20 protein-coding genes and 4 pseudogenes are annotated in these 25,346 nt (G+C 58.8%); 12 read left to right on the plus strand and 12 right to left on the minus strand.

Annotation, left to right across the window (positions count from 1 at the left end):
* Positions 1–137 precede the first annotated feature (137 nt).
* The 4 genes and pseudogenes from ACR652_RS02865 to ACR652_RS02880 all read right to left on the minus strand — a co-directional run.
* A complete protein-coding gene (locus ACR652_RS02865; protein ID WP_434505031.1) occupies positions 138–506 on the minus strand; it encodes an RNA polymerase sigma factor in 369 nt (122 codons plus the stop codon).
* 443 nt (positions 507–949) lie between these two features.
* Positions 950–1,258, minus strand: a complete 309-nt coding sequence (locus ACR652_RS02870) for an FAD:protein FMN transferase (protein ID WP_434505014.1) — start codon at positions 1,256–1,258, stop codon at positions 950–952.
* Positions 1,259–1,451: 193 nt separating this feature from the next.
* Positions 1,452–1,961 carry a formaldehyde-activating enzyme gene (fae, locus tag ACR652_RS02875; RefSeq protein ID WP_434505015.1) on the minus strand — a complete coding sequence of 170 codons (510 nt, stop codon included), beginning with the start codon at positions 1,959–1,961 and terminating at the stop codon, positions 1,452–1,454.
* Positions 1,962–3,068: 1,107 nt separating this feature from the next.
* Positions 3,069–3,161, minus strand: a pseudogene (locus ACR652_RS02880) (winged helix-turn-helix transcriptional regulator); the annotation flags it as partial.
* Between the two features lie 121 nt (positions 3,162–3,282).
* Here ACR652_RS02880 and ACR652_RS02885 point away from each other — a divergent pair.
* Complete coding sequence (locus ACR652_RS02885; RefSeq protein ID WP_434505016.1) at positions 3,283–3,819, plus strand: hypothetical protein; 537 nt, start codon at positions 3,283–3,285, stop codon at positions 3,817–3,819.
* 120 nt (positions 3,820–3,939) lie between these two features.
* Entirely contained in the window at positions 3,940–6,819 is a 2,880-nt protein-coding gene (gene fdhF, locus ACR652_RS02890) for a formate dehydrogenase subunit alpha (protein WP_434505017.1), read from the plus strand.
* Positions 6,820–6,946: 127 nt separating this feature from the next.
* On the opposite strand, the pseudogene ACR652_RS02895 reads toward fdhF, so the two are convergent.
* The 4 genes and pseudogenes from ACR652_RS02895 to groES form a co-directional block, all read right to left on the minus strand.
* Positions 6,947–7,183, minus strand: a pseudogene (locus ACR652_RS02895) (hypothetical protein); the annotation flags it as partial.
* Between the two features lie 476 nt (positions 7,184–7,659).
* Positions 7,660–7,914: a hypothetical protein gene (locus ACR652_RS02900; protein WP_434505018.1), complete on the minus strand. Its 255-nt coding sequence runs from the start codon at positions 7,912–7,914 to the stop codon at positions 7,660–7,662.
* A 150-nt stretch (positions 7,915–8,064) separates the two neighbouring features.
* Positions 8,065–9,699 (minus strand): chaperonin GroEL, encoded by a 1,635-nt coding sequence (gene groL, locus ACR652_RS02905; RefSeq protein WP_434505019.1) that lies wholly within the window; start codon positions 9,697–9,699, stop codon positions 8,065–8,067.
* A 47-nt stretch (positions 9,700–9,746) separates the two neighbouring features.
* Complete coding sequence (groES, locus tag ACR652_RS02910) at positions 9,747–10,034, minus strand: co-chaperone GroES (protein ID WP_434505032.1); 288 nt, start codon at positions 10,032–10,034, stop codon at positions 9,747–9,749.
* 362 nt (positions 10,035–10,396) lie between these two features.
* Here groES and ACR652_RS02915 point away from each other — a divergent pair, with 362 nt between their 5' ends.
* The 8 genes and pseudogenes from ACR652_RS02915 to ACR652_RS02950 all read left to right on the plus strand — a co-directional run bounded on the left by ACR652_RS02915 (position 10,397) and on the right by ACR652_RS02950 (position 18,568).
* Entirely contained in the window at positions 10,397–11,191 is a 795-nt protein-coding gene (locus tag ACR652_RS02915; RefSeq protein ID WP_434505020.1) for a hypothetical protein, read from the plus strand.
* A 264-nt stretch (positions 11,192–11,455) separates the two neighbouring features.
* The gene (locus tag ACR652_RS02920; RefSeq protein ID WP_434505021.1) at positions 11,456–11,851 is read left to right on the plus strand and encodes an Hsp20/alpha crystallin family protein; all 396 of its coding nucleotides are present in this window, start codon (positions 11,456–11,458) and stop codon (positions 11,849–11,851) included.
* 554 nt (positions 11,852–12,405) lie between these two features.
* A complete protein-coding gene (locus ACR652_RS02925) occupies positions 12,406–12,558 on the plus strand; it encodes a hypothetical protein (protein WP_434505022.1) in 153 nt (50 codons plus the stop codon).
* A 601-nt stretch (positions 12,559–13,159) separates the two neighbouring features.
* A pseudogene (locus ACR652_RS02930) lies at positions 13,160–13,531 on the plus strand (HdeD family acid-resistance protein); the annotation flags it as partial.
* Between the two features lie 177 nt (positions 13,532–13,708).
* A complete protein-coding gene (gene aqpZ / locus ACR652_RS02935; RefSeq protein WP_434505033.1) occupies positions 13,709–14,419 on the plus strand; it encodes an aquaporin Z in 711 nt (236 codons plus the stop codon).
* A gap of 1,252 nt (positions 14,420–15,671) precedes the next feature.
* The gene (locus tag ACR652_RS02940; RefSeq protein ID WP_434505023.1) at positions 15,672–16,139 is read left to right on the plus strand and encodes an SRPBCC family protein; all 468 of its coding nucleotides are present in this window, start codon (positions 15,672–15,674) and stop codon (positions 16,137–16,139) included.
* 446 nt (positions 16,140–16,585) lie between these two features.
* The gene (locus tag ACR652_RS02945; protein WP_434505024.1) at positions 16,586–16,831 is read left to right on the plus strand and encodes a DUF2721 domain-containing protein; all 246 of its coding nucleotides are present in this window, start codon (positions 16,586–16,588) and stop codon (positions 16,829–16,831) included.
* Positions 16,832–17,410: 579 nt separating this feature from the next.
* Complete coding sequence (locus ACR652_RS02950) at positions 17,411–18,568, plus strand: hypothetical protein (RefSeq protein WP_434505025.1); 1,158 nt, start codon at positions 17,411–17,413, stop codon at positions 18,566–18,568.
* 537 nt (positions 18,569–19,105) lie between these two features.
* On the opposite strand, the gene ACR652_RS02955 is transcribed toward ACR652_RS02950, so the two are convergent.
* The 4 genes from ACR652_RS02955 to ACR652_RS02970 form a co-directional block, all read right to left on the minus strand.
* Positions 19,106–19,591, minus strand: coding sequence for a hypothetical protein (locus ACR652_RS02955; protein WP_434505026.1), 486 nt, complete (start codon positions 19,589–19,591; stop codon positions 19,106–19,108).
* A 113-nt stretch (positions 19,592–19,704) separates the two neighbouring features.
* A complete protein-coding gene (locus ACR652_RS02960; RefSeq protein WP_434505027.1) occupies positions 19,705–20,076 on the minus strand; it encodes a hypothetical protein in 372 nt (123 codons plus the stop codon).
* Between the two features lie 998 nt (positions 20,077–21,074).
* Positions 21,075–21,482, minus strand: a complete 408-nt coding sequence (locus ACR652_RS02965; protein WP_434505028.1) for a hypothetical protein — start codon at positions 21,480–21,482, stop codon at positions 21,075–21,077.
* Positions 21,483–22,755: 1,273 nt separating this feature from the next.
* Positions 22,756–24,090 carry a Dyp-type peroxidase gene (locus ACR652_RS02970; RefSeq protein WP_434505029.1) on the minus strand — a complete coding sequence of 445 codons (1,335 nt, stop codon included), beginning with the start codon at positions 24,088–24,090 and terminating at the stop codon, positions 22,756–22,758.
* Positions 24,091–24,700: 610 nt separating this feature from the next.
* Here ACR652_RS02970 and ACR652_RS02975 point away from each other — a divergent pair.
* The gene (locus ACR652_RS02975) at positions 24,701–24,940 is read left to right on the plus strand and encodes a hypothetical protein (protein ID WP_434505030.1); all 240 of its coding nucleotides are present in this window, start codon (positions 24,701–24,703) and stop codon (positions 24,938–24,940) included.
* 36 nt (positions 24,941–24,976) lie between these two features.
* Positions 24,977–25,183 (plus strand): annotated as a pseudogene (locus ACR652_RS02980) (transposase); the annotation flags it as partial.
* Positions 25,184–25,346 lie beyond the last annotated feature (163 nt).

Below are 25,346 nucleotides of genomic sequence, written 5' to 3' on the forward strand. Positions count from 1 at the left end.
CTGCGCCTCCTCGAACCAGCCGAACTGCCTCTTGCTTGAACTCAAGCGTGTATTGCCCCCGAAATGAGTCTTTCATACCAACCTCCAAAGCCAGATCTTATCCGATCAGCCTTGGGAGACGTTCTTCGAGGGCAAGGTCACCGCTTGCGCGCATCGTGGATGAGCGTATAGAGGCTATTTCGATTGGTTCCCAACCATTCCGCGACGAGATCGAGCGGCATCTCCTGGAAGGCGTGCGCAATCAACGCCTTGCGCTGCAAGGGGGTCAGCACGGTTTCGATCAGCTCGGTCAGCATCGTCCAAGCCTGTTGCTGCTCGAGACTTCGCTCGGGGCCGGGATTTTTGATCGGCCAATTCGGCATGGCGTCGCCAAGGAGCGCGGCTTCGATGGCCGATGTTCGCCAACGGCGCCGCCGCAGTTCGTTAAGGGTGACGCGGATAGCGATCGAATAGGCCCATGTCGTGAATTGGCTGTCGCCGCGGAATTGATCCAGCTTGGACTGAATGAGGAGCGCGGACTCCTATGCACAATCTTCCGCCAGATCCTCATGATCGTAGCTAGGGCCGGCGGCGTTGGTGCCGCCTTTGCGGGACAGGAAACTGAAAATGGCGCGGCGCAACAATTGCCGCAGCTCCTTGACGGCGTTCTCTTGGCTTTGCCCCGTCTGGCGCAGAGCCGCTAGCCACTCAGTGTTGGATCTTGTCGTCACCGACGCCCCTGTAGTTGACGATTAGCCACACGCTCGGTCCCTCACAGACCATCGACGATGTCCAAAGGATGCCAGATCATCTCTAGTCTGCAGTCGGGAGGCGAAGTTCGCCCGCTGGCGATAATCTGCAGGAATTTACAAAGCTCAACTGGCAGGCGCAAGTCTCATCCCGCGTCGACTCGCGGACCCTGAGGCCGACAATTCTCTCAAAACAGATCAGCGCCTGGTCGCGCCCGCCGTTACAGCGCACGGATCCCATCAACTCGTCCAGAGACATAAACCTCGGCGCCATCGAGGCGCGAAGCGATCCGTCGGATGCTTTCCGCGGACAGTAATGAAAAGGCCGTGGAAAGCGCATCGGCCATGGTCGCGGTCTGAGCGATCACGGAGACGCTGGACCATGTCGGGCGCGCGAAGCCAGTGTGTGGATCGAAAAGTGGGCAAATCGTCCGGATGTGTCGAACGTGGTTCTTCGTCGAATTGCTCGACAAAATGATGCGCCATCGCTCGAAGCCGGTGCATTTGGTGGGGGATGACTCCCTGCACATAAAACAACGTTTGGCTGGAAGCTGGTTCGCGACCGCTTCGACGTTGGCGGCTATTCCGGCGGATCTATGGAGCGACCAGAGCCGAACAAAAGGCCTGGGAGTTATATGGTCCGGGGCGTTTTTTTATGTGGTCTCTTCAAGCGAAGGGGAGCCGGAAGCGGCTCCCCGACTGGTTTATCACCTCGCCTCAATCTCAGTTGGGAGCGAAGGGATGCTTGGCGGTGTTGCGCTGGGCCACGACCTCGGACGCTTTCGGCTCGCCCTTGACGGCGCGGGCAATGGCTTCCTTCGTCGCGGTGTAGTTATAGTCCTGGATCTTCTTGTCGTCCTTCGCGTCCCAATGGATGAACACGCCGACGCAGATGAACACGTCGTCGGCTTCCGAAAGCGGGATCACGCCCTCGGCGACGCTGTCCGCAACCGCTTTGGCGACGCCATGCTGCGCCGGGCCGAACATCTGCACCGCTTGCCTGGCATCCTTGATCGTCACCTTGTTGAACAGGATCGTGTTCGGCTTGCACATAAGGTTCGGAGCAATGACCGCCAAAAGCGTCGAAAAGCCGTTCTTTTCGTTGACCAGCGCGTTGGCGAAGGCCAACTCCGCCGCGCTGCCGCGCGGGCCCATGATGAGGTCGATATGCGCGACTTCGTTGCCCTCGCCGACCAGCGACTCGCCAACGAGCATCTTGTTGATCAAAGCCATGTGCGTTTCCTCTTCAAAGACGAGATTGCTTCTCGTGCAACTTTTGCCGCGGAGACATTTAAGAGCGTTGGATTCGACTTGGTCAACTTCGGAATCGCCGCACCTATCGCATTCTCATAGGAGACGATCAAGATTCTGTCTGTAATCGCGGCATGATCGCTATGGCGCCTGCCAACGGACCCGGCTGAAAGGTTTTGCGGTTTCGGCGTGAGCTCGGGGGGAATTCACTTGGGACAATGTACGGCAGCGCGTTCAGCTCGCCGTCCATTCGAAACTTGTGTCAGCGATGGCGTTACGTTGACGTCTAACAAGCGAGGGAGCCGAGCGCTTATATGTAACCCAGAAGGAGGCCCGCCACTTACCATCCGGGTAAGAATGGGGCCATGTAAGAGGATAATCGAGCGATGATCAGTCCCGATACGGCGCCTGGAACCGAAATTATATGTATCGACGATTCCGCAGGACCATATGGACATGGAGGTCTGTACAAAAGCTCGATTTACACCGTCGCGCGGATCGCGCGGGCGATCACTGGCGGATATGTCGTTGTTCTTTTGGAGCTCAGGCCGTGGACAACGTTTACGCTGCCGTGGGGAGCCATTGATGTCGGGTTCGAGCTAAGGCGATTCCGTTATTTGGACATTCCGAGGGAGCTCAACGAACTGCTCGCCCGAGCGCCGAACGAATTAGAGACGACATGAAGAGAAAGGTGGCCCGATTGCCCATCGACAGGGGCCAAAGGCGCTTCAGGCTTGTCCCGAAAGACCTAGTCTCGCGATATGAGCCTGAAACCAGCTGCGATCGAGCCGTAATTATGCAGGGCCCTGACGGTTACGCTTCGGCGAGCAGCGTTTTCGCGTGACTTTTTCGATTCTAGCGTGCTCGCGGGCGCACTGCATCATCGCGGGCGCAGGGACAGAGGGCGGGCGAGACGATTTTTGCGGATTGACTGAAGGGGTTCGATATTGTGGGCTTCTCACGCCCCACCGTTCAGGCGACAAGTCGCAGGATTCTTCCCAGCGCGGAGTGCAAGATTTCCTGGCCCGGGCATGATGTCGACAGATGAATCCGGATCATCGTTTTCATCTCGACGACGCGGGCGGCGATCTTACGTAAATATTTTCGGATCCTGTTACGCGACAATCCTGTCCGTCGCGCAATCTCCCGGATCGAAAGCTTGTCCCGAAGCGCCCAGCGAATGGCGTGAACTTCGGGTCACACATTCCGATAAATTCATGACTGTTCGCTGCGAGCGATACGAAAAGGGCGCGCTCATTCTAAATCGACGCGATCTGGAGCGAACGATCAGGCAATTTTCAGTTTGGTCGGAAACAATCATGCGCTGAAGATTACGGACGCCTTTGCGATCGTAAAGACCGAGACGGTTATTCGTTGGCATCGCGACGGCTTTTGTTTGTTTTGGCGCTGGAATCCGCGACTTCACAGCGGCAGACCGAAGGCGGCGTTGGCAATCCGACAATTGATCCGCGACGTGAGCCTGGCTAACCGGCTGTGCGGCACGCCGAGGATCCACGGCGAACTCCTCAAGCTCGGCGTCGACATTGGTCAGACCTCAGTCGCCAAGTATATGGCGAAGCGCCGCAGGCCTCCTTCTCAAGGCTGGAAGACATTCGTTGCGCAACCACGCAATGGGATTGCGTCGATGGACCTGTTCGTGGTCCCAACTGGGATTCCGCACCGAGATATCTCATTCGCGACCGCGACGGCGCCTTTGGCGAGATCTTCAAACGTCGCCTTCGCGCGATCGGCATTCGTGATCGCCCAACCGCGCCGCGCTCGCCCAGGCAGAACGGCTGCAGCAACGGCTGATCGGCTCGATCCGAGGGGAGTGTCGTGATCATGTCCTCATGTTTGGCGACGTGGCCGAGGCTTGTCTATCGGATAACGAGCTCTACTATTAATCAGAAGCGCCGGCTAAACTTCCGCGCCACCCCTCGTCGGAGAACGGGGAACTGCCATGACCCTTATCGAGGAAATCGATTACGGAACGCCTGCGTCGAAGTCCGAAAGCTTGGTGACGCTGACCATTGACGGCAAAAGCGTCACGGCGCCTGAAGGAACGTCGATCATGCGCGCGGCGATGGAGATCGGGACCGAGATTCCGAAGCTCTGCGCCACGGACAGCATGAACGCCTTTGGTTCTTGCCGGCTTTGCCTGATCGAGATCGAGGGTCGCAACGGCACGCCGGCCTCCTGCACGACGCCAGTCGCGCCTGGCATGGTGGTGCACACTCAGACGCCTCGCCTTGCTGCAATCCGCCGCGGCGTAATGGAGCTCTATATCTCCGACCACCCGCTGGACTGCCTCACCTGCGCCGCCAATGGCGACTGCGAGCTTCAGGATATGGCGGGCGCTGTCGGGTTGCGTAAGGTGCGTTATGGCTATGAAGGCGCCAACCACGTGTTCCCTAGCCGCGATGGCGAGGCGAATTTCGAGTGGCGCCCAGCGGACGAGTCGAACCCCTATTTTACGTTCGAGCCCTCGAAGTGCATCGTCTGCAACCGCTGCGTGCGCGCCTGTGAGGAAGTCCAGGGGACCTTTGCGTTGACCATCTCGGGCCGTGGCTTCAGCAGTCACGTTTCCGCGGGCATGGATGAATCTTTCATGGAGTCGGAGTGTGTCTCCTGCGGCGCCTGCGTCCAAGCCTGCCCGACCGCGACTTTAACCGAGACCTCGGTCATAGCCATCGGCCAACCCGAGCATTCCGAGATCACGACCTGCGCCTATTGCGGCGTCGGCTGCGCTTTTAAGGCAGAGATGCGCGGCGAGGACGTCGTCCGCATGGTCCCCTGGAAGGACGGCAAGGCCAATCATGGCCATAGCTGCATCAAGGGCCGATTTGGCTATGGTTACGCCCATCACGGCGACCGCGTCCTCAACCCGATGATCCGCGAGTCGATCGACCAGCCTTGGCGGGTCGTCTCCTGGGATCAAGCGATAAGCTTCGCCGCGAAGCGATTTAGGGAAATCCAGGCCAAATACGGCAAGAATTCCGTCGGCGGGATCACCTCGTCTCGTTGCACGAATGAGGAGTGCTATCTCGTCCAGAAGCTCGTTCGTTCCGGCTTCGGCAACAATAACGTCGACACCTGCGCCCGCGTCTGCCATTCGCCAACCGGCTACGGCCTTCATCAGGCGTTTGGCACGTCGGCTGGGACCCAGGATTTCGACTCGGTCGACGCCGCCGACGTCATTCTAATCATCGGCTGCAATCCGACCGACGCCCATCCGGTGTTCGCCTCCCGCATGAAGAAGCGTCTGCGCGAAGGCGCGCGGTTGATCGTCGTCGACCCACGCCGCATCGACCTCGTGCGCTCGCCGCACGTAAAGGCCGACTGCCACCTGCCTTTAAAGCCAGGCACAAACGTTGCGGTTGTTAATGCCTTTGCCCACGTGATTGTTAGGGAAGGGCTCGTTGATGAAGCCTTCGTCCGCGCCCGCTGCGACTGGGGCGAATTCCAAGATTGGGCGGCATTCGTCGCCGAGGAACGCAACAGTCCAGAGGCGACCGAGAAATTCACTGGCGTCCCTGCAGCCGATCTTCGCACCGCGGCGAGACTTTACGCGACGGGCGGCAATGCGGCGATCTATTACGGTTTGGGAGTGACCGAGCACAGCCAAGGCTCGACCACAGTGATGGCCATCGCCAACCTGTCCATGGCTACCGGCAATCTCGGCCGCCCCGGCGTCGGGGTGAACCCGTTGCGCGGCCAAAATAATGTCCAGGGCTCCTGCGATATGGGCTCGTTCCCGCATGAGCTACCTGGCTATCAGCACATATCCGGCGACCCGACGCGCACCGCCTTTGAGGCGGATTGGGGCGTCAAGCTCGATAAAGATCCAGGGTTGCGCATCCCGAATATGTTCGACGCCGCGATCGAGGGAGTCTTCAAGGGGCTCTACGTTCAGGGCGAAGACATCTTGCAGTCGGATCCCGACACCAAACATGTCTCGGCCGCCCTTGCGGCAATGGAACTTGTGGTCGTGCAGGATCTGTTCTTGGTCGAAACGGCAAATTACGCGCATGTCTTCTTACCGGGCGCGACCTTTCTCGAAAAGGACGGCACATTCACCAATGCCGAACGCCGCATTCAACGCATCCGCAGGGTAATGAGCCCGAAAAACGGCTTCGGCGATTGGGAGATCACGCAGCTGCTCGCCAACGCCATGGGCCTTCGTTGGAGCTATGCCCACCCCAGCGAGATCATGGATGAAATCGCGCGCCTGACGCCACGCTTCGCCGGTGTATCTTACGCGGTGCTCGACAAGGACGGCTCGGTGCAATGGCCTTGTAACGAGGAGCATCCCCATGGCGAGCCGATCATGCACGTCGATGGCTTCGCGCGCGGAAAAGGAAAATTCGTCATCACCGAATACGTGCCGAGCGACGAGAGAACGGGGCCGCGCTTCCCGCTTCTTCTCACCACGGGCCGGATACTGTCGCAATATAATGTCGGGGCACAGACGCGACGCACGGAAAACAGCCGTTGGCACGAAGAGGACGTGCTGGAAATTCACCCTCAGGACGCCGAAGACCGCGGCTTGAAAGAGGGGGATTGGGTGCGAGTGCAGAGCCGCGCCGGCGAGACGAGCTTGCGCGCAAAAATCACAAGCCGCATGGCGCCCGGGGTGGTCTATACAACGTTCCACCATCCTTCGACCCAAGCCAATGTGATCACCACCGACAATTCCGATTGGGCGACCAACTGTCCGGAATACAAGGTGACGGCCGTACAGGTCTCGCCGTCTAATGGTCCCTCGGAATGGCAAAAAGCCTATCGCGATTTGTCGAATGCGAGCCGCCGCATGGAGGGCGGAATGGACGCGACGGAATGAAGGGAGCTACGTTGATGTTGTTCAACCGAGGTTCGATAAGGAATAGAGTGCCGACGATGGGAGGACTCCGGCGATGTGTTTATGTCTTTTTGGTAATTCGACGAGAGGTGTGTGCAGAAAATCAAATGCGAGCATGGGGGCGGTGAAGTCCGCCGAGCAGAGGGCGTGATTCGATCCTTTCAATCCGGCCGGTGTCGGGCGCGTTCTTCAAAGGATTGTTAGTTTTGTCCATGCGTCCTTGCGCGATGGCCCGCGCCTCCTCGCGAATGCCGAGCATCGCGTCGCAGAAACTATCAAGTTCCGGTTTCTTCTCCGACTCATTGGGCTCCACTATCAGCGTCCCCGCGACGGGCCTTGACGTCGTCCGCAAGGAAGGGTTTGTCGCCGCCTGATGAGCGTTTCGGGCTCCGTCGCATGCTCGTCTTTCACGCCCTTAGCTCGCTCTCTTGATCAGATAAGGAAGGCCGTCGTTGGATCCTCGCCATTGCGCGCATAGCGCTCCCCCAAGGCCTCTGCGACGCTCTCGGCCTCCAAAAGACTGTCGAACGCCCAGTGGAAAGCGACCTTTTCATCCCACTCGCTTGACTCGTCAGGTTCGAGAACGGGGCCCGATCAGTTCGTCGCGCAACGCAGGAAATGTGTCCGTCTTCCTGATCCAGGAGACGACATCGAACTGCGAGCGACGTGATACGACGATCTCCTTTCCTTGGGTCCTGATCTTAACCAACGGGTTTTTGGGCCAACCGTTCTAAGGACAGCGGACTTATGTGAGTGCGGTAGCAGCCCACGATTGCAGGCTTTGATTCCGACATTGGCGACAGAAAGACTGGCGTGTCGCTGTTACCTCTGCTTGATTTTGATTTTGACGAGGGCATCCGGCCGGAGATTGCCCCGGTCACGCGCATTGTGCTCCGCATGCCAGTGTCCAAAGCCTCGCGCGACCTCTTTGAGAAAGTCGAGACCGCGCTCGTCAGCCAAATCTCCGAGATCGCAAATCAGATCTGCGATGACATGCTCGTCGCCTGTGCGGCGCCGACGCTGAAAAACCAAAACAGCCTCGGCGCCCCAGGAGATGTGGTTGGCTTTATCGGTCATCGAATGCCTCGAATAAGCAGCCTACCGGCTGAGGTCGTGTCTGTAACGACCAAAAGGCAGGGGAGCTCATGCGTTCCAGTTCCGGGTGACAAAAGGCCCTGGGGATGCCCCAGGGCCGGACCGCCTCTGCACTCACGAACTTTGCTACCCTCAGAAGTCCATGCCGCCCATGCCGCCGCCCGGCATCGCCGGCGGGGCTTCTTTCTTCGGATGTTCGGTGATCGTCGCCTCGGTGGTGACGATCAGACCGGCGATCGAGGCGGCGTCCTGTAAGGCCGTGCGCACGACCTTGGTCGGGTCGATGATGCCGAGCTTCACGAGATCGCCGAATTCGCCGGTCTGGGCATCATAGCCAAAGGCGTATTCTTTTGACTCAAGCAGCTTGCCGACCACCACGGCGCCGTCGCCGCCAGCGTTGTCGACGATCTGGCGCGCCGGGGCCTGAATGGCCTTGCGCACGATGTCGACGCCGGTCTTCTGGTCGGAGTTGCCGACCATGACGCCGTCGAGCGCCTTGATGGCGCGCAGCAGCGCGACGCCGCCGCCGGGCGAAACGCCTTCCTCGACCGCCGCGCGGGTGGCGTTGAGGGCGTCGTCGACGCGGTCCTTCTTCTCCTTCACTTCGACTTCCGTCGCGCCGCCGACGCGGATCACCGCGACGCCGCCCGCGAGCTTGGCGAGACGCTCCTGGAGCTTTTCACGGTCGTAGTCGGAGGTCGTCTCCTCGATCTGGCCCTTGATCTGCGAGATGCGGGCCTCGATGTCCTTCTTGTCGCCGGCGCCGTCGATGATCGTCGTGTTCTCCTTCTCAATGCGCACGCGCTTGGCGCGGCCGAGCATGGGGGGCGTCACGTTTTCGAGCTTGATGCCGAGGTCCTCGGCGATCATCTGGCCGCCGGTGAGGATGGCGATGTCTTCGAGCATGGCCTTGCGGCGATCGCCGAAGCCGGGTGCCTTGACGGCCGCGATCTTCAGACCGCCGCGCAGCTTGTTGACGACGAGCGTGGCCAGCGCCTCGCCCTCGATGTCTTCGGCAATGATCAGCAATGGCTTGCCGGTCTGCGCCACGGCTTCGAGGATCGGCAGCAGCGGCTGCAACGATGAGAGCTTCTTCTCGTGGATGAGAATGTAGGCTTCGTCGAGCTCGGCGATCATCTTCTCGGCGTTGGTGATGAAGTAAGGCGACAGATAGCCGCGATCGAACTGCATGCCCTCGACGATGTCGGTCTCGGTTTCGAGGCTCTTGGCCTCCTCGACCGTGATCACGCCCTCATTGCCGACCTTCTGCATGGCCTTGGCGATTTCCTCGCCGATGAAGCGGTCGCCGTTCGCCGAGATGGTGCCGACCTGGGCGATCTCGTCGTTGGAGGTGACTTTCCGAGAGTTCCTCGCAAGGTCGGCGACGATGGCCTCAACGGCAAGATCGACGCCGCGCTTCAGATCCATCGGGTTGAGCCCGGCGGCGACGGCCTTGGCGCCTTCGCGCGCGATCGCCGCCGCGATGACCGTGGCGGTCGTGGTTCCGTCGCCAGCTGCGTCGTGCTGCTTGGACGCGACTTCGCGGACGAGCTGGGCGCCGAGGTTCTCGAACCTGTCAGAGAGCTCGATTTCCTTGGCGACGGTCACTCCATCCTTGGTGATGCGCGGTGCGCCGTAGGATTTCTCAATCACGACATTGCGCCCTTTGGGACCGAGCGTGACCTTCACCGCGTTATTCAAAATCTCGACGCCGCGCAGAATGCGGTCGCGCGCGTCGGTGGAGAAACGGACGTCTTTGGCAGCCATGTGAAACTCCTGGAATGTTATCGGAAAGCGTTAAGGGCGGGGCCGAGTTATTCGACGATGCCCAGGATGTCGCTTTCCTTCATGATGAGCAGGTCGTCGCCGTCGATCTTGACCTCGGTGCCCGACCACTTGCCGAACAGCACGCGGTCGCCGGCCTTCACGTCGAGGGAAACGAGCTCGCCGCTCTCGTCACGGGCGCCCGGGCCGACCGAGACCACCTTGCCCTCCTGGGGCTTTTCCTTGGCAGTGTCGGGGATGATGATGCCGCCTTTCGTCTTTTCCTCGCCCTCAAGGCGTTTGACTACTACCCGGTCGTGCAGCGGACGAAATGCCATGCGGTGTTCTTCCTTTTCTGGGCCGCGGATGTCGAAGGTGATCATCCCGGCAAAGGGGTTGCGCAAAAATTTTGGCACTCGATATGACCGAGTGCCAATACGTTTTTTGACTTATGAATGCCCTTGCAGCTTTTCAAGAAGCAAGCAGGGCAAAATCTTGTTACAGGGAGACTTTGGCCCATACCTGTTCAGCTCGCGCTCAGGCAAGAAGCCACGCCTCAATCGTGAGGATTTTGACAGCTGGCCGACGATTGCGCCGACGGTTGGCGCTTGCGTCTCCGTCTTAATGAGATCTGCCAGAGGTCAGGTAATAGCGACGAGTTTGGCAGGCTCGAATCGGGTGCGTTAATTAGGAGTAAGTCATGGACGACGAAGACAAAGGTTTATGGAATACAGTCAAACCAGACATCGTGAAGCTGTTGACCGTTGGTGTTCTTGGATCGATCGTATCTGGCGTCTTTGGTTATGTGACTTGGGTCCGAGACAAGCGCCTCGCGAGATTAGAAGAGAATATTAAGAACGCGGAACAGATTCACTCGGAAGCAATCGCGCTTGCCCATGAGCGTTGGTATCGAGGGTATCGCCTGCTTGATGAACTCGCACAGGTGCCAGCGCCATTGCCAGGTCATGAAGATCGGCTTAGGGACGCGTTGAAAACATACGATGACGTCCTGACGAGATGGAACGTTGATGATGCAACTCTATTGAGCCGTATTGACATGGCGGTCGACTCCGCGCTTGGCAATGCGGGACCAGTCAGTTTGAGAGATATTTCAAAGATCGACTGCCATAACCCGCTTTTTCGAGACTCGTTTGGTAAAGAAATTCCTGAGCTCGATCGCCTGTCCGTCAAGACGTGGCACATCGGGATGTCGCATTGCTTTGGCCAACTCAACGACGCCATAAGAGACGCGCGCAATCATATCGATAAAAATGGGAAGCTAGACAATCCAAAAGCCTTTCTTGAAGCCTGGCAAACCGCTCAGAAAAAGTCTGGAGATGTCTATGTTAACGCTTCTCTGTATAGAACGATCTTCTTGCACCGTGTCATGGAATTGAAAGCAAAAGAAATTGTTTATTTTGCCGAAACCGGCAAACTCAAAGCCTATTTTGAGCTAAAGAAGAATCCGGATAATAGCTATATACCGCTGAACTAAGGAATTTGTTTCAGGACCATGCCTCGCATGTTTAAAGGCGGAACAGGGTCCTGGATGCAGTGGCCGGCCCCGATGAAGTGATCCCGTCTGGCGCATAGGCACCTTTCATCGACGCGGCAAATCGTCGGACTAGCTAGTGGGCGTCTACGGGACTAAATTCGTAGCCGTAAAAGGCCATTCTCAATGGAGGCTGCAATGAAATTGCCGAGTTTGTGGTTTAGCCACGATGAGGCTTCCAGATAGTTCCGGCGCGAAGTTGAAGACATGTTCAGGACCTTTGGTCAGAACATCCCGGCGCTGAGCGTCGGCGCAAATGTGCCCGCGGTGAGCGTCGCCGAATCAAGCGAAGCTATCGAGGCTACGATTGAGCTTCCAGGTGTGGAGGAGAAGGACATCAAGATCAATTTGGACGGCAACCGCTTGGTCATTTCCGGCGAGAAGAAAGAGGAATCGACCAAGGACGAGAAGGACTGGCATGTCGAGGAAAGAAGCTACGGCTCCTTCTACCGCGCGATGGCTTTGCCATTCACGCCCGAGGATGGCGCCGTCGAGGCTCACTTAGACAAAGGCGTCCTTCACGTGGTGGTCAAGAAGCCTACCGCACTCGCCCAGAAGACCAAGACGATTGAAATTAAGACCGGCGCTCCTCCGAAAGCGTGAGAGAGATGCGGCGACGACATTGACATGTCGGATTATTCAGCTTCGGATGCCGTAGATTTCCGAGAGAAGGCTTGAGAAGTTATGGAGCCAAACCGAAGATGCCGCAAAACCACTCGGCCCAAGATACAATCAGCGCCTCGAGCAGCACCTTGCTGCGGATGTCTTGAATCTGGACGTTCAGCCCCTTGTCAGGATACATCTTATTGTGAGAAAGTCCCGGTCCGCGCTGGCTCGGGACGCGCTATTTGAGAATTTCGAGCGAGACATTCGCGCTCGGACAATTAAATCGAGAAATTGTCTCTCTCGGTAAAGAAGCCACTACCATCTCATCAAAGCGCCTGAAATAAAACGGATGTTAGGCCGCGCGGAGTTACTGAATCCGGCGGAACTTCTCATTATAGATGCATGTTTTCCCCGCGCATGCTTGGCCAACGTTTGGGATGTAAATTCTCGAATTAAGTGTTTATCAGCGGTCGGTTTTCTCAATTCAGATGTATATCCTCAAATTTCCCCCTGTCAGGGGCCATCTTGGCTTGAGTGATGGCTCCGATCAAATGATTGATTTTCTTCATGACGCATTCTCAAGCCAAAATGGCTCCCGACATCCGTTCAACCGCAGATACGACCTTGGCGAAATGATCCCGCGTCTCGCCTTCGTCGCGATCAGAACTTTGCCCATGCCTTATCACCTGCTCAAGCTGGCCTGAGTTTCAGGCGTAATCAGGAGACATTGTGAACCTGAGATGGCGTCGATTGCACAAAGTCGTTAAAATAACTTAATCGCCATCCGATGGAACATATTGGTCTACCTCCCAGCTCGTCACGGCACCGGCACCCACACGCGATTCTCCCGCACTGCGTGTAGACGAACGAGTGCTCGCGGGCTTCTTGCGCCACATTGCCGACATATCAGCCGTCGGCGCACCGCCAATGCGAGGCCGTCCGCTCCGTGCTGTTCAGTGAGCGTGAGTACATCGACCTGGGTGTCGGGAGCCGTCTTGGCTTGAGAATATCCGATTCCGAATCGAAAAAGCCGTTAAACGTGGGAATATCGGCCAATGATATTCTCACGATTGATGGCTTCTTACGTCGCTTTAGCTACAAAAGTGGGCCGCTTCGCCCGTCGCCGTTCGCCAATTCTACAAAAAGGTTGGGGCGGTGGCAGACGCGATTGCCATTTTTCCCTTGGGGTTCTAACGCTAAATCATGCGTTAAGTGCATTTTTGGGGAGGAAAGGCTATGTCCGGTTTTAGCTCGCTTGATTACAAAGCCGCGGAGGCGGCGCCCTTGCGCGAAAAATGGGGCTGGATGGTCGCCTTTGGGGCCCTGCTCGCGCTCGCTGGCTTCGTGGCGCTCGGCAGCGTCGTCGGCGCTACCGTGGTCACCGTGATGATCGTCGGCGTGGCTATGGTCGTGAGCGGCATCGTCGAAATCGTCTACGCGATTGTTGTCCGCTCCTGGAGGAAGTTCTTCCTCTGGACCCTCATCGGACTGCTGTATTTGGTCGCCGGCGTCGACATCATCCGGAATCCTATGCTTGCGGCGGGTTTCCTGACTCTCCTGCTTGGCGCCGTGCTCGTCGCCTCCGGTCTCATCCGCATCTTCCTCGCGTTTCAGCTTCCCAAGGACGCTCCCTGGGGCTTTGTCGTTTTCTCTGGAATCGTCACCCTGCTGGTCGGCGGGATCATCCTCGCCCATTGGCCGGTGTCGAGTCTCTGGGTTCTCGGCACGTTTCTCGGCGTGGATCTGATCTTCGCCGGGGCGAGCTGGATGGGGTTCGGCCTGTCGCTCAAGCGCGCCGCCGACAATCTTGCCGTCGGCGCCGTCGCAAACCAGAGCAGCGCCGCCGGCCCCCTCGTGGAGGGCTTTGCGGCGGGTTTCGGCCGCAAGCTGTTCGCCGAATTCCTGGGCACGTTCTGGCTCGTTTTTGGCGGCGTCGGCAGCGCGCTGATCTCGGCGGGCTTTCCCCAGCTGGGCATAGGTTTCACCGGCGTATCGCTCGCCTTCGGCCTCACAGTGCTCACCGGCGCTTACGCCTTCGGCCCCATCTCCGGCGGCCATTTCAATCCGGCGGTATCGCTTGGCCTCGCGACCGCCGGCCGCTTCCCCTGGAAGGAGCTCGGCCCCTATTGGATCGCCCAGCTCGTCGGCGCGACGGTCGCGGCTTTCGTGCTGCTCAAAATCTGCCAGGGCAATATAGACTTCTCTCTCGCCAACGGCTTCGCCGCCAATGGCTACGAGGAGCATTCGCCCGCGGGCTATACGTGGCAGTCGGCCTTCCTCATTGAGACCGTGCTGACCGGCTTCTTCCTACTTGTCATTCTCGGCGTAACGGAAGGCCGCGCGCCCGTGGGCTTCGCCCCGATCTCAATCGGCCTGGCATTAACGCTCATTCATCTCGTCGACATTCCGGTCACCAACGCCTCGGTGAACCCTGCCCGTTCGACGAGCCAGGCCGTCTTCGTCGGCGGCTGGGCGCTGGAGCAGCTCTGGCTGTTCTGGGTCGCACCGCTGCTCGGGGGCGTAATTGGTGGCCTCATCCACCGCTTCGCGCTTGCCGATAGGTAACGCAGCTAAGGCGAGCCGGCTCGTCTCGTTTTGCGCGTCACTTCCTGTAGCAGGCGCGAGGGGAGGAGTTTTGGCCTCGCTCGACCATACGTCGTTCGTTTGATCGTTTTCAGGCGATCGATCTGTCCTTCGTCTGGCCGTTGCTCCAGGAAGGCTCAGTGATCGCATTTCTCACGGCATCGATGTCTCTCTGCCGCGTGCGAGCGTTGCATCGCGTGCAGGCCCGATCGGTGAACGTCTTTCAGCTAGACGCCGAGCTTGTTTACGTATTACAGCCAACTCTGGACAGTCTTCTTTTAGCGCAGTCTCTCGCAACCTGATCGGCGGTCAACAATCAACGCGGCTTGATGCAGAGCGCTGCAGGCACAATCGGCGAGGTCGAAGGTCTCAGCCCAGCGTTGGCATAATGGTCGATTTCCGCAATCAAGACAGACGCCATACCCCACGGCCACCGCCGAAATCAGCCGACCGGCGCCGCATCTAAAATTCATAGGAAATGCGCGAGGGGAAGAGGAAGAGACATCTAATCTGCGAGCCTAGCGAAATTCACTTGCGCGGCGCCGCCGTTCCGCTGTCCGAGCGTTGCACTCGCCGCGAAGCGCGCGAGTCATTTGCTCGCACATCTCACGCGCCTGCGCCCCTGTCGCCGCGCAGCCTGTCGCCGAGGCCGTCAAGGCGTTCTGGGGCGCGCCTTCAGCAGCGATTAGGACCGTCCAGAGCCAGAGCCCCGCGTTCGGGCCAAAAACGCAATGGTAGGTGCGGGCCAACACGCGGCCGGCGGCGTCGCACAGGGTCAAATCGTCCGGAACGACTTTCACGGTTCCGTCCGGGCGTTTGAACGAAGTGGGCCGCCAGTTGGGTTTTCTCATGGGCGCAGAAATGGGCGGAGATCTGAAACGCTTCGCGCTTAGGACCGGCGTCGGGGCGTTTTCTTTTGGTCGAGAGGCTGGCAGCAAATCGACCGGCTCGAGGTTAAGCGGCTGATTTGGCGAAAGCAAGACGCTTGGATGGCCCCCATCAGCGGGCCACGCCGCAGACGCAATGGTTCGGAGCTCTTCAATGATCACTGAATGCCCTGGGGCGCACTCGTCCACTCGCCGTGGTCGGTCACGCAGATGGGCGCGGGATTCATCCAAGTTGGCGAACCGTGCGCCGCTCTCCAAGGCTGTCATTAAGCCGGCTGTGCGTAATTTTGTGCGAGGCAATGATACCGATCAGGACAGAAACAGCGTTAAGCAAGAGAGGTCACGCCATGACAAAAATTATTCTCTCAACGATCATCGCTCGGCCGATAGGCGATGTATTCGAGTATGCAACCGAACCGGCCAATTGGCCGAAGTGGCATCCAGCCTCACGCTCAGTCAGTGGTGCTGTGGACCATCCGCTCGCCGTGGGTGAAGAGGTCAAAGAGGAATTTGTCGCCGCGGGCAGGCCAGGAAGTTGCGTATGGCTCGTAACGCGCCACGTTTTCCCTCGCCTGTGGTCGATTGCCACCGTCACCCCCCAGGTGCGGGCGGAGATTACCTATCGTCTGAAGGAGAAAGGGGGCAGCACCCAGTTCGAGAGAGAATTATCGTACACCCCGTTGAGCCTCTGGTTGAAGGCGGTCGATTTTTTATTCCTGCGACAACGTATGGTCGATGAGTCACGCGCCGCGCTTGAAAAACTGAAAGCAAGGCTGGAAGATCCGCACGTAAAGTTTCCGGCTGACGGGCTATAGTCGATCTCCTCCGGGTGGCACGGTGAGATGGTGGCGCGGAAGGGGTGTTTTGAGCGCTGCAAAGCAAGCTGAGGCGTCAGGCGACCGTTTTCATCCGCGATGCGCGGTCCGCTCGACGAGGGCGCTCTTCCGCAATTCGCCGCCGTTCGTTACAAGGTCTAATGCCATTGGTTTCAGAAATAGGAAACTTCTCGCTGCTTGGCGGCCCGCTGCACCGACTGGGTGCGCGGTATGCTCTTGTGCGGGGCGACACGAATACGGTCCCACTGGGATTGGCGCGGGGCTGGATCCTCTGGCTCGTTCTTGTCTTTCTCGCTTTGGCTCAGGGCGCGACGCGAAAATCTTTTCTCTGCCGGTCGTAGCGGTTCATGCGCGGCTGCTTCTGGCGCTGCCGCTGCTCCTTGTCGCCGACGCCGAAACGGCGCTAGACGCCAAGTTCCGAGAATTTGTCGTCCTTCTGGCGCGGTCGGGGGTCGGGCTTTGTATCCTTAATGTCTTCGCGGTTGGCTGCGGTAATAGTCCGTATCCGCGCCCTGAATGCAATCCCTCAAGACGATCCCGCCAGGGCGCATCTTAGGGCTGATGTTCAGCGTCTGCGCCGACGCGCGCAACTGCTTAGCAGCGGCATGCATGCCTCGCTGGTTGCGGGAATATGTGCAACCCTGCTTCTCGCGATCATCTTCACCGTTTAGTTTTTTGGAATAACGTACGCCTATGCCGCGGGGCTGTTGTTCGTCGTCGCGACTATTGCCCTTGGCATGGGGCTAGTCCGGTTTGCCCAGGAGGCTCGAATCGGATTAGCGGATGCTGATGAATATGAGGGAGATCCTTTCGCTTAGTCGACCCTAATTGTCCGCGAGTTTTTTAGAAAACGACATCAAGCGCGTGATGACTTTCTTGTCTTGTGTTCCTTGCATTACACGATAACCTCGTGCTCCAAAGTCTTTGCGCGATCTACCTTCATCTTGTGGCGGCTGGCTGTCGTTGGGTAGCCGCCCTAATTGCCGACATTCTGCTTGGCACGTGGTGGAAAGATGTAGTGTCCTCGCTGGCTTAGTCTGGTGCGTCGTGAAGGGGGGCGCTAATGCCTTCTGTCATTGATTTTGAGGTTGATTTGATCCCTCGGGTACGCCGAGCTTCTCGGCTGCCAGCGAAGGCTCCGGGGTGGCTCAGTCTTGCCAAAAACCGCAAGGAGAGGGATCGTAGATGAGAACGCATTGCTGCCTCAAATTCCACCTCCGCGGCTAATGCGCATAGGGTTGCGCGGTCGAATGACTTCCAATTCAAATACAGTGGAATTCACACTCCTCGGCGGCCCGCTGCACCGGCTGGGCGCGCGGCTCGGCCTTGTGCGTGATGACAGGAATACGGTCCCATTGGGGCTGGCGCTGGGTTGGGTTCCCTGGCTCGTCCTCGTCCTTCTCGCTTTAGCGGAGGGCGGCGCGACGAAAATCTTCACTCTGCCGGTGGTCGGGGTTCATGCGAGGCTGCTCTTGGCCGTGCCGCTGCTCTTCGTCGCCGAAGCGGCGCTCGACGCCAAGTCCCGGGAATTCGTCAAACTGCTGGTCCGCTCGGGAGTCGCGGGACAGCGCGCATTACCGAAACTTGAGGCCGCTGCCGGGCGGCTCCAGCGCTCGAAGGACTCGTGGTTGCCGGACGCAACAAGCCTCCTCGCCGCGGCCGCGCTGTCGTTGCTCTGGGCGCGGATACGCCTTTCGGGGCAGGGCGCGCATGAAGCGAGCCAGGAGCTCGCTGTTATGCCCCTTGCCGCGGGGTGGTATTGGTTTGTCTGTCTACCGCTCTTTCGTTTCCTGATGGTCCGCTGGGGCTGGCGCCTGGCCTGCTGGTGGGTTCTGCTGCGGCGGTTATCGAGGATGGACCTCGAATTAGCGCCCGCCCATCCTGACGGCGTCGGAGGACTCGGCTATCTTGAGATTGTCCACACGCGTTTCGCGCCTCTCGCTCTCGCGATCTCGCTTATTGTCTCGGCGACTTTTGCCGAGGATATCGCTTCCGGCAGAAATAGTCTCAGTGCTGTCTATTCCGCTCTCTTCGTGACGCTGCTTATCGATTTCCTGCTGTTCGTCGCGCCGCCCTGCGTCTTCGCCTTCAAGCTGCGGGCGTGCCAGGAAAAAGGGCTGCGCGACTATACGGAGCTTTCGTCCCGCTATGTGGGGGCCTTCGAGCGGAAATGGATCAGGAATGAGGGCCCGCAGGAGCCGCTGCTCGGAACGCCCGATCTGCAATCGCTCGCGGATCTTGCGAACAGCGTGACGGTCGTCCGCAAGATGCGTCTCGCGCCAGTCAGCGCCCGATTGCTCGCCGTCATAGGCACCGCCGCGGTCGCGCCGATGCTGCCGCTACTTCTCTTCGACTATCCCTTGGCGAAACTTGCGCAGATGCTACTGCGGAAGTTAGCAGGAATGTGACCGCGAAGCGCCATGTGGACGCGCCCGATGGTCAGCCCGCTCCTATTTGGAGTGGGCAAAGGCTGTTGGCATAGTGTGTCGCCCTCGCCTGATCCGTGCTGCTGCAGGTCGACGTGCAATTGGCTTTCATGAAGATTATCCGATTATCCGAAGATTTCCCGGCCCCAGCACGGTCGTGAACCCAGCCACATGGGGAGACCGCTTCACGCAGCCATCGGCCAGGCATTCAGCCAGCTGGCAGTCATTGCGCGCTGTATCGCCGTCCCTCCTTCCCGCTGTCTCGGGGACGCACCTCTGGTCGATGACCGGCGAGTTGCCGACGGGATTGTCTACGTCATCAAGCAAGGGCCACCAATGGAAGGACGCGCGCCGCAGGCTGGCGCGCTCCGCGTGGCCCGGCTCAATCATCTCGCTAAGATACCGCCAATCCATTTTCTCCGTGAAGATGGTAGCACCTAAGGACAACACACAACCGCGCCAAGCGCGGTTGCATGTCTTTGGCTCAGCCCGGCGGAGACAGGACCGGGCCGCACAAAATCACTGGCAGCTGCATCCACCACCATAGCCATAAGTGGTGGGGTAGGCTGCGCCGTAAGTGCCGCATCCACCACCATAGCCATAAGTGGCCGGGTAGGCTGCGCCGTAAGTGCCGCATCCACCACTATAGCCATAAGTGGTCGGGTAGGCCGCGCCGTAAGTGCCGCATCCGGCGGAGCCGTAGCTCGCCGCGGCGCCGAGCGCCATGCCGCCAAGCAGTCCCGCCGTGGCGCCGTAGCCCCAGCCCCGGCGCATGCCGCCGTAACCCCAGCGGCCATAGCCCAATCCCGAACGCATGCCGGCGTAGCCCCAGCGGCCACCTCCCCAATTACGATAGCCCAAGCCGCCGCCGCCCCAAGCATGGCGTCCCCATCCGCCGCCGCCGCCATAACGGCCCCATGCGGAGGCGGGGGTGGAAATTGACAGTGTGCCGATCGCCATAGTCGCGGCGAGCGCCACCACAAGCGCGTTGCGTGCCGTTCTCATTGGCTTCTCCTAGGGTTCTTGCCCGGCAAAGTCCCGAGGCAACCCGTGCAACGCGAGGCCAACTATGCTTGTTCCCGCCGGATGAATGCGCGCAAGCTGCTAGCCGCCTGCTCTCAAGGGGCGTCTCTTCCTTTTTGGCAATGACTTACGGCTTCAAAAAAGATCAGCCGCTCAGACTTGCCGCTCACGCCGAAGGCGTCGGCGAGTGGGCGCGATTTTGTACTGACATGGCAGTTGGGCATATTCTCGCGGTTAGGATTTTGCGCGAACAACCCCCTAATTATTGTGGCGAGGGAAGCATGCGCCACAAGCCATGTTCTTGGTAGTCCGGCAGGCCTGAACCTATAGTCCATGGTGAGATCGCAGATGTTCTGATCGAAGCAGCTGAAAATTGAAGCTGAAGCCAGCATTTGCTTTTTACCTTCTGCCTCAATTGAGGCCACTGTTGAAGGACTCGCAGGAAAATTAAGAACACGGAGCGTCATTTTGCGGCGCGGTTGCAGAGCCGTCACAAATCGGCAAAGCGGGCTTTCTCAGGAACTGAGCGTCACTTTTCCTGCGAAGTGGCGGAGGTAAAGCCATTTCGTTCCAGAGGATATTGCAGCGATGGAACGAATTTTGGTGGGGATCGAATCGACGCTGCGCGGGCAACGCGCTGCGCCGATTCACACGTCGACTTCAGCGCGCATTTCAGAGAGACTTGCTCTACAGTTCAACGGCGGTTCCCTTGACGTTCCGAACGATTGTCCTGCCGATTCCCTTGACGCTCGCCGCGGTTACCTTGGCGAGTCTCTTGACGCCCCTGACGCGCTTCCTGAGCGCTCTTGACGATAAGATTGTCGGCCTTCAAGGCGTTCGGCGATGCGACCATTAAACCGGCCTTTGCAACCGGACCATAAACGATTAGCGACGACGCTGCCGCTAATCCGAAAACATAAGCTTTTTTCAGATTGGTCCCTCCTACCTACGACTTACCGGTCCAACGCGGCAGAAGACCGCGTCGATACTTACGTGTAGCCACCGGTTCCTGAAACAAGTGGGCAGGTGGTCGCGCGAGATGCAGCGCCGGGTAATGACAGGAGCGCGGCGGCGTGCGGTCGCGCGCAAGCGACGGCGCGGACTGCTACGCGATCGATTAGCGGTCGCGCGCGCCTATGTTCTGCAATCAAGCAGAGCACATCCAACCGGAGACATGACAACAAACGCTTCCGCGTGATGATCCGATCACGCATACGTTCCCCGAGGACCTTCTCGAAGTGAGCTCCCGCCGTGGGGCGCAGGGTAGCTGGACAACCAACGCCTCAGCGCTCAGCGGGCGAATAGCACACAGCAAAGTCAGGAAGAATTTCGTATTGAACCGGTCAACGAGCAGTTCCGTACAGCGGTTCACTGACCTAAAGCATAATGATGATCGAGCGCTTACGCGGCGCAGCCTAAAACGGCGGCGCAGAGTGTATATAGGAGGGCAAATCAGTTTTTTGCTTCAATGCATGGGGCAGATCTTCTTCCAAAGGCTAGTCGTGTCGTCATACTTTGCCTGTTTCTGAGGCTCTGCAAGCTTACCTTTTTTGAGGACAGGTTTTGCGAATATGCTCTTGTTAACAATCTGTGCTTTTCCGGCGCGCCCCCATGTCACTGTTGGCTTGACCATGTTGCAGGAAATCTTTGCGCTTCTATTTTGCTCCTCCGCATTTGTGGTGCCGAGCTGATGATATGTAAGGTAAATGGTTTGTACGAAATATAGCTCATCCCCGATTTTTTCTTTCTTTTCGATGAAGGCTTTACGGCATTTTCCCTGAGCGCAATCTTCGTAGAAGAGCTGCGCCTTAGCCTCCTTTGCAAATAACGGAAGGAATATCAAAAAGCACATTCCCATTAACTGCTTTTGCATCGCTGCGCCCTCCTTCCTCGGTCAATCACCTTCACTACCCCGACAAGACGGACCAACGGCCTCATTGCGGGGGAAGATGCCGAGTAGCCCTACTCCGAGAGGTGGTACAAAAACGCGGACCTTCGAGAGGTCATGATAAGATTCAGGCGGCAACGGCAGGCAGACTAATCCTTTCAGCATTGCCCATGCGGGCTAGAGGTTCCAGCGCCATGTATCTGGGCCACTACGGTTCATTCGTCACTGGTCTCGATCAGGAGCGCGCCGACGAGACGGATCGCAGCCTCATTTATTGGCAGAAGGTGCTGACAAGGTCGGATCGGTCGGGTGGTTGGCGCGATCTGCCAGTCCTCCTTAGGGAAATAACAAAAGTGCCAGCGGCGCTTCTGCCTACCTAGTGCAGTGCGAGCGGGCGCGAATGGTGAGGATGAGGGCTGCCGCATCGTTCCTGGGGTCGATGAGATTCGACCATGCCACGGGCGCCAGCGATCGGACTCGCCCCCACGGCTTCGATGCACTTAGCGAGCGTGCGGCGGCCGAACCCCGTCTCGCACGATGTCGCTGAAGGATTTCCCTTTCCCTATGAAGCGCTCGCCCCCGCATGGCGCCGTCAGCAAGCGGAACGGCGACGCTGATCGAGGACGAGGATCAGCGGGGCCGGGACGCTATAAGTCTTCGCCCCTCGCTATGCTGCCATGCAGATTCCCTGCTTGCGGCATGGCCTTCCTGATCCTGGTTCGGAACGTTGATCCAGTCCCCACAGAAAACCTTATGCACGTGGCCCAAGAATCGAGCTTGCAAGGTTGTTGAGCAGGGTTAGTTAAACCCGCGGAAGGAGAGACTGCCATGATCCAATCTCGATTTTTTCGGCTAGCCTTCGGCGCGCTGATGCTCTTGGGCTTCGAGGCCGCAGCAAACGCGACCCCTATGGCTGCCGCGCCAAGCGTAGTTGGGCTCACTGCCTCATCGGGGCAGGTCATTCAGGTCACGGTTGGGATGGAGCGCCGCGGGGCGCGTCGCAGTGAGCGACAAGTCCATCGCTACGAACGGCGTGGAGAGCATTACGCCCATCGCACCGAGCGGCGTGCGATCCGGCGTGGCTACTACTAAGGCCTCAAACAGCGGCTCCCGCTCGCCAGGAGCCGCCGCCCCCGGGTTCCGACGATCCCGAGAGCCAGAGGCCTCGATGATGGCCGCAATGCCGCCGGGAGGTAGCGGGCGCCCGCTGCTGATACGGCCGCGAAGGGCAGAAAAAGGCGGCGTAGAGGGGTTGTCTCTACCCTAGCTCAGCGAGCCATTGCAACGCACGCAACCCAGGCAGAAAGCAGTACTCGCCACCCCGGGTAACAACGAATCTGGGCAAGCCATGCAGCCGCCTTCGCATCGGCCGCTGTGGGATGGCGAAGACACCGCTGCCGTCGTTCGCCCCTGTAATCGGGTCTTTGGCGCCACCTGAGCCGATGAACCCGCCATTGTTGAGCCACTCCGACTGAACGAACTCAAACTGCCGCCCCAGGCTCGCGCCAATGAACGCGAACATCAGGCCTCGATCAGTGCCGTCGTCCTCCAGCACCCCTTCTGGAAGCAGAGGGCCGTAGGAGGTTCCGCGGCGGATCATTCGATGGATCCGCGCGATGCCTGCCACAGACGCATCCCGCGGATTGGACCGCCGAATGTGACAGCCCGCCGGGGTTTTGTATCCAATGGCGTCGTCGGCCTCATAAAGAAAATCGTTGTTGCGCTGTGCGTTGGCTCCAAGCTCGAGGTCATCGTGGAGCGGGCAGAGCGCCAGCGGCGCGCCGCTCCGCCAGCGCCCCATCATTTTCGCAGCTAGCAGTTCTTCCTCCGAGGTGGAGGAAGAATTCATCTTCAGATATCTTCGGAACAATGCAACTCGCTGGTGCAACTTTCGGAAGGCGACATACGACCCGTTACGGCCTAAGACCTCAGGCTGCGGCATTCTGGGTAAAACGCCGGCCTCGTCGATGTAGCCCAGCACGAATTCACCTGCTTTAAGAGGCAGTTCCTTGGGATTCGTTCCAGGAATGCCGCTTCCCTCAACGGCAGGATGACTAATGCCGTCCCGAAAGCCGAACGCTTCTTTTTCCGTGGGCAAGGCTTGGCAATTCTGACGCCAAATGGCGGTGATCCCTGGCAACTCTTGGTTCGTTTTGCGCGCGCGTTCCAACGCCGCTTCCAGATGCTGCGCATCTGGCGAGAGCGCCGTGATGACGACATGGACATCAGAAGTGCCGAGGGGGCTTTCCCAATTTTCAGGGCTACTCTCGCCGGTGTCTCCGAGCAAGCTCGCACGGGCAGCCATCCCACCTTTGAACTCGGGCGAGAAGCTTTCGAGAGACTCTTGCGGAACTCCTAGCGCCTTGAAGCCCTCGAAAGTAATAGCGACACTCACCCACGTCTCGCCCAATGGACTAGTTGGGCCGGCGGCCGAGGCAACGACGGACACTGCCCGCCGCATTAATTCCCGGCCTGCGCTCCTATCATCAATACGAAGAAGGATGTAGGTGGCGACGTAGGGAGTAGGCCGGGGACGCAGAACGCCGCTTTGGATGTCATCTAGCTCGAGTTTTGATCCTGCTGCTTTGATCACATTCCTCTCCTTTTGGTAGACGTCATCTAGTTCGCATCGCCGTGGATATGCCTATCGAACAGGGTAGCCCGCACGGGCGCCCGCGCTCCCGGGGACCAGCAAACACGCAGGCGTCGCTGTCCGGGACAGCCGTGCTCCCCATATTTTGGCCGAAGTCTTGTTCCTTCCAGTCGACGCTCCACCTTGTCCCCGCAGGCCAAGGCGAACCCTACAAACGAGCACGCAGGTCTTCGAAGGCGACGTGCTGCGCCGTCAGCGCAGTCCAAGAGTTTCGAACGGCGTAGGCGCTGGCCTGCAGACTCGCTGACGTTGGAGGTCACGCCCGAGTGGATGCCGCTTGCGTCACGCTGCTACCGACGCCGCTTTACTCCGGGGAGATGGTTGCGCCCAGCGGGCGATCCGACCGCGGGCGGAAGCGACCGCTTCGATTGATCAACCGGACTCATGAGCACCAGTCTGGCACTCTGAGACTGCGATTTTATGCTCATCGGACGATTGCCGATCTCATGCGCGGGCATTCAAACCGCTCAGGGCGAGTCTTTTATGGGCTCGTATGAAACCCAAAGAGCCGCTTGCAGTTACTTCGTGAGGGTTGGAGAGCCGAATTCGAATGCCCTTCCTCCTCGTGGCGGTTTTCGACCGCGCTATCATGTTTCGATTTATCTGCCAGATCGAGCTGCTGTTTACGGCGACGCTGCTGGCTCTCGTTCTAGTATGCCTTGTTGGGGCCATTCAATCGCTCACGCGCTTTTTTTTGCTCACTCGGGACGGAAACAACCTAGGGCATGTCATCAATTGGGGGCTTGATCCTCACATAACCCTCCAGATTCCCAAGATTGGCTTTGCGTGATTCATAGACGGTCGGCGGAATCGGAGGGGCCGACCGATGGCGCGTCGTCATTCTCTGCGCGATGATCAATGGGAGCGCATCAGGAACTTGCTTCCCGGGCGCGAAGGGACTGCCGGCGTGACTGCCAAGGATAATCGGCTTTTTATCGAGGCGGTGCTGTACCGGTATCGCACGGGCATACCCTGGCGCGATTTGCCCGAGCGCTTCGGCGATTTCCGCGTTGTGCACTTGCGCTTCAGCCGCCGCCAAAACCGGCGCTTGGGCCCGGTGTTGATTTCCGCTGAGAGTTGACCCGGGATTTTCACTGAGAAGTGACCCTGGTTGATTTATGTTTTCATGCCTGGTCCGTGGTCAAGAGCTTTGCTTTCTCCTTTCTTCCTTTTGTCGTGGCGGCGCTCGCTTTGAA

The sequence above is a fragment of the Methylocystis sp. genome, from assembly GCF_051061225.1.
Classification (GTDB): domain Bacteria; phylum Pseudomonadota; class Alphaproteobacteria; order Rhizobiales; family Beijerinckiaceae; genus Methylocystis.

Excerpts from the sequence above, each read along its gene's own strand:
- ACR652_RS02870 (WP_434505014.1), bottom strand. The coding sequence starts at position 1,258 with ATGTGCAGGGAGTCATCCCCCACCAAATGCACCGGCTTCGAGCGATGG.
- fae (WP_434505015.1), bottom strand. The coding sequence starts at position 1,961 with ATGGCTTTGATCAACAAGATGCTCGTTGGCGAGTCGCTGGTCGGCGAG.
- fdhF (WP_434505017.1), top strand. The coding sequence starts at position 3,940 with ATGACCCTTATCGAGGAAATCGATTACGGAACGCCTGCGTCGAAGTCC.
- ACR652_RS02900 (WP_434505018.1), bottom strand. The coding sequence starts at position 7,914 with ATGACCGATAAAGCCAACCACATCTCCTGGGGCGCCGAGGCTGTTTTG.
- groL (WP_434505019.1), bottom strand. The coding sequence starts at position 9,699 with ATGGCTGCCAAAGACGTCCGTTTCTCCACCGACGCGCGCGACCGCATT.
- groES (WP_434505032.1), bottom strand. The coding sequence starts at position 10,034 with ATGGCATTTCGTCCGCTGCACGACCGGGTAGTAGTCAAACGCCTTGAG.
- ACR652_RS02915 (WP_434505020.1), top strand. The coding sequence starts at position 10,397 with ATGGACGACGAAGACAAAGGTTTATGGAATACAGTCAAACCAGACATC.
- ACR652_RS02920 (WP_434505021.1), top strand. The coding sequence starts at position 11,456 with ATGTTCAGGACCTTTGGTCAGAACATCCCGGCGCTGAGCGTCGGCGCA.
- ACR652_RS02925 (WP_434505022.1), top strand. The coding sequence starts at position 12,406 with ATGATTGATTTTCTTCATGACGCATTCTCAAGCCAAAATGGCTCCCGA.
- ACR652_RS02940 (WP_434505023.1), top strand. The coding sequence starts at position 15,672 with ATGACAAAAATTATTCTCTCAACGATCATCGCTCGGCCGATAGGCGAT.
- ACR652_RS02950 (WP_434505025.1), top strand. The coding sequence starts at position 17,411 with ATGACTTCCAATTCAAATACAGTGGAATTCACACTCCTCGGCGGCCCG.
- ACR652_RS02955 (WP_434505026.1), bottom strand. The coding sequence starts at position 19,591 with ATGAGAACGGCACGCAACGCGCTTGTGGTGGCGCTCGCCGCGACTATG.
- ACR652_RS02960 (WP_434505027.1), bottom strand. The coding sequence starts at position 20,076 with ATGACGCTCCGTGTTCTTAATTTTCCTGCGAGTCCTTCAACAGTGGCC.
- ACR652_RS02965 (WP_434505028.1), bottom strand. The coding sequence starts at position 21,482 with ATGCAAAAGCAGTTAATGGGAATGTGCTTTTTGATATTCCTTCCGTTA.
- ACR652_RS02975 (WP_434505030.1), top strand. The coding sequence starts at position 24,701 with ATGCCCTTCCTCCTCGTGGCGGTTTTCGACCGCGCTATCATGTTTCGA.